At 67.3% G+C, this 3,504-nt stretch carries 4 protein-coding genes and 1 tRNA gene; 2 read left to right on the top strand and 3 right to left on the bottom strand.

Annotated features, from left to right (window positions below; translation table 11 throughout):
- Window positions 1-387: 387 nt before the first annotated feature.
- Both ABZX40_RS41430 and ABZX40_RS41435 read left to right on the top strand, forming a co-directional pair.
- Window positions 388-464 (top strand) — tRNA-Thr (locus tag ABZX40_RS41430).
- A gap of 925 nt (window positions 465-1,389) precedes the next feature.
- Window positions 1,390-1,755: a transposase gene (locus tag ABZX40_RS41435; RefSeq protein ID WP_356009263.1), complete on the top strand. Its 366-nt coding sequence runs from the start codon at window positions 1,390-1,392 to the stop codon at window positions 1,753-1,755.
- A gap of 44 nt (window positions 1,756-1,799) precedes the next feature.
- Here the strand turns inward: ABZX40_RS41435 and ABZX40_RS41440 are convergent, their stop codons facing one another.
- Genes ABZX40_RS41440 through ABZX40_RS41450 form a run of 3 tightly spaced genes read right to left on the bottom strand, consistent with a single transcriptional unit; the run spans window position 1,800 to window position 3,376 of the window.
- Complete coding sequence (locus ABZX40_RS41440; RefSeq protein WP_355751400.1) at window positions 1,800-2,456, bottom strand: contact-dependent growth inhibition system immunity protein; 657 nt, start codon at window positions 2,454-2,456, stop codon at window positions 1,800-1,802.
- A 13-nt stretch (window positions 2,457-2,469) separates the two neighbouring features.
- The gene (locus tag ABZX40_RS41445; RefSeq protein WP_355751397.1) at window positions 2,470-2,769 is read right to left on the bottom strand and encodes an RNase A-like domain-containing protein; all 300 of its coding nucleotides are present in this window, start codon (window positions 2,767-2,769) and stop codon (window positions 2,470-2,472) included.
- A gap of 46 nt (window positions 2,770-2,815) precedes the next feature.
- Complete coding sequence (locus ABZX40_RS41450; RefSeq protein ID WP_355751394.1) at window positions 2,816-3,376, bottom strand: hypothetical protein; 561 nt, start codon at window positions 3,374-3,376, stop codon at window positions 2,816-2,818.
- Between the last annotated feature and the right edge of the window lie 128 nt (window positions 3,377-3,504).

Consider the following 3,504-nt stretch of genomic DNA (forward strand, 5'->3'; position numbering starts at 1 on the left):
GAGGGATCACGCGTCCATCAGCGGGGACATTCCATGTCCGCCTGCGGGGAGCCGATCAGACCGCCTGCGGGGAGCTTTGCACTTCCGCCGTCAGAGGTGGCGTGGGGCGGGCTGAGATCGGTGTGGCGGGGCTCTTTCCCAGTGCCTTCGGGGCTCCCCGGAACGTACGCCTGGGCGGGGGTCGGGGGAGCTCGCTCAGACGCCTCGGGGACCTCGCTCGGGTGCCCCCTCGGAGGGCCCGCCAAGGTGCCTCGGGTGGCCCGCCAAAGGTGCCTCGGCGGGCCTGTTCGGGCGGCTCGGAGGGGCCTCCCAGGGCGGTGCAGAGCACCCTGGGAATCTGTGTAGACTTACCGGCGTTGCTGATCGCACCATAGGTGTGGGCAGCGTGCCGCCTTAGCTCAGATGGCCAGAGCAACGCACTCGTAATGCGTAGGTCTCGGGTTCGAATCCCGAAGGCGGCTCCATGGTGAACCCCAGGTCGGGTTTCTGACCTGGGGTTTCTTGTCTCGGGTGACCTTGGAATCTCGGCAAATCGGGCGCCATCTGTCCGTGCATCGTAATGCGTAGGTCGGAGGTTTGGTTTCTGTGGCGAGATTTACGATCTAACGCTCTGACCTGGCTCTTTACTCGCTCGTAGGGGATGGATCACGCTTGCGCAAGGGGCCCCGGTGGACAACCGGTGGACAGCCGTGCGTGACGCTCCGTCAGGGGCCTCGTGCTGCTCCTGGGCGATGGGCGAAATTCACCGGTCTCCGGTGGGGCGATGGGCACCGGTCGGATCTGTCCGGTCCGGACAGACCTCATGTCCGGCAGGGGGTCTGGCGATGATTTGCCTGAGCGCACGCAGTAGCTGATCGGGGCCAGGGCATCGAAGGCCCGGCGGTCGTGCGCTCGGTGCGCTCGGTCCGCGAGGACGCGCGCAAGATGTACGACCCAGATCTGGAACGCTTGGTGATGACCGCCTCGCAGGCCGACAGCACGCGAGCCTGAACTCAGGCCGTGGACCTGGCTACTGAAATCGGGGCGGCCATCGCGGCTGATGGTCCGAGCGCTGAGGAAGTCGAGATTCCCGTCGGGCTCCTCGACGAGTTGATTGGGCTCGTTGAACTGGTGGCCGGGTGCGTGAAACGGACGGCTGGAGTACCTGCACCCGTGGCGAGCAGCACGAGTAGGGGGACATTGACCGAGAGGTCGCGGTTGTCATGCGCGGCGACGTCGACCTTGCGCGGATCCTGCAGTCTCGAGTAGAGGGGTAGCGCGTGCTCGTCGGCGGCGTTCAACCATTTCCACCGCGCAGAGGGCGGCTTCTTGAATGCGTTGTCATGCCTGGACGGTGAAGGCCGCCTTGTCCCTCCCTTCGTAGCGTGCCGCCCGTGCTTGCACGGGGAGTTGGGATTCATAGGTCCCAAGCAACGCGCGAACGACGCGGAGTTCCGCGAGGGCGCTATACGCATAGTGATCGAGACCGGTAAGCCGATCTCGGAGCTTGCCGAGGAGCCCGGCGTCAACCCGGGCACGCTGCACAGGTGGGTCTCGCGCTGGCGCCGTCACGGATCGGTGGACGTCCGACTGCTCGGCCTGTTCGTGACGACCTCGACGTCCAAGACCGACCAGAGCGGCAAGGGTGCCGACCGTTTCATCCCGGAGGGGACAATAGCCACCAGCGTGACAACGCCAGGTCGTGCCGCCGAGGCTTCCGCGTTGGGTCCGCTGACCCTGGCCGGTCTGGGCGACGGCGCAGTTCCAGGTCGCTGACCTGGAACTTCGTGCACCAAGTGGAGGGTGGCCTTAAGCCTGGATCAGCCGTCGGCCATCGTCGCCGCCACAGACTGGAACCAGGCGCCGTAGGAGAACGGCTCGGGCGGGCCGACCTCCATGCCGAGTTCGGCGGCTGCCAAGGCGTAATCCCCCTCGTCCAGGGAGAGGGCGAGCAACTCGTGGAGTTCGCCCACGAGGCGTGCGACCAGGTGGGGGTCGGTGGTGGCTGCGTAGTCGGCAACGGCGGCGTCGTGGTCGGGGAACTCGGCGACGATGTCCTGCGAGAACCAGCCGCCGAGCAGCTGCGTGGTTTCCGGGAAGCGCGCGTGCCACTCCCAGTGAGTCTGCGGGGATGACCGTTCCGGGACGTCGCCTTCCTCGACGCTCTTCCCCAGGTGGTCGGCCAGCATCATCAGCCAGTCGCCGATCTCCGACTCGGCCATCCCGGTGTCCGGGATCGCGTAGAACTCGCCCAGCCTGTGCCGGATGCGGCCTGGCGGTTTGCGGCTGTACTCGCGCAGCTGGCGCTCCGCCTCCGCGATGGCCCAGGGGCGGGTGTGCCAGGTGTGGCGGAGGTACGCATCCAGCGCGCGGCTGCGCCGCTCCGGGGTGTCGTCGGCCGGCTGCCCCAGGTACGCGCGCATCACCTGGTCCAGTTCTCCATACCGGCGGTTGTGTTCGAGGGGCTTCATGGACATGTGCGTGCGGCCCCTACAGGTAGAACGGGACGGTCGTGTGGACGACGAAGCCGTGCGGGCTCGACGGCTCGCGGCGCAGCACCACTCGCGTCGCGCGGACGTCCACGGGCCCCCGCCCCGCCAGCAGGTCGCCCTCCAGCTGGACTCGGCCCACGGGCTCCTCGCGGGAGGGCCAGGCGGCCTCGATGGTGAGGCGGGCCCGGGTGCCCTGGGCGAGCCAGCGGTGGATGACCTGCTCGTTGGTGGTCACGACCTGCTGGGTGGCCCACTGGGCAGTCTCCCGGTCGGGATAGGAGGCGGAACGGGTCAGCACGAGGACATCCTCTCGAAGTATCTGTCGGGAGCTGTATGCGTGCGGCTCAGAGGTCGGAGAAGTTCCAGAACATGCCGACCTCGGTGTCCGAGACGACGATCAGGCCGCAGTCCTCCGTGTAGACGCTGAGCGGGCTATACGCCCAGCTCGACGACGTGAAGTCGAGCGTGCCGCGCACATGACCGGGCATCTTGATGTTGGTGTGATAGCTGGCCCCGTCTCCGTAACGCGCCAGGATCGTGCGCGCCATCTCCCACAGTTCCTCCTCGCTCTCCGTGAAGCGCCTCAGGTTGGACAGGGTGCACCTGTCGTCCGTGATGGCCAGGAGCAGGTTCTCGGCGCTGTTCCGGTCGATCTCCTGAAGACGCGGCGCGACGTACTCCGGGGGGTGGGCGACGAAGGGGTACGTAGGGGAAGCCTCGCGCTCCGGGCTCTGGGCCGCGTCGTCGAGACCGGTCCAGCCCCGTGGGTCCGGGACCCGCGCCATCAGCGCGAGGACGTCGAGGACCCAGTCTTCGTGGCGGCGCGGGCCCGTGGCGTCGTACGGGTACGCGTCCTCGTACAGGTGGCGTACCGCGGCTTCCCAGGAGGCCTGGTCGACGGACATGTGGTGCTGGCCTTTCTCGGTCGGCTTGGCGGGGCGCTAGGGCGTGTCTTCAATTGATCTTGCGTGGTGGATCATGGTCGGGTGATACGTCGTCATGAGCTGTCTGATGAGGAGTGGGAGTTCCTCCG

The organism is Streptomyces sp. NPDC004610, assembly GCF_040609715.1.
GTDB lineage: Bacteria > Actinomycetota > Actinomycetes > Streptomycetales > Streptomycetaceae > Streptomyces.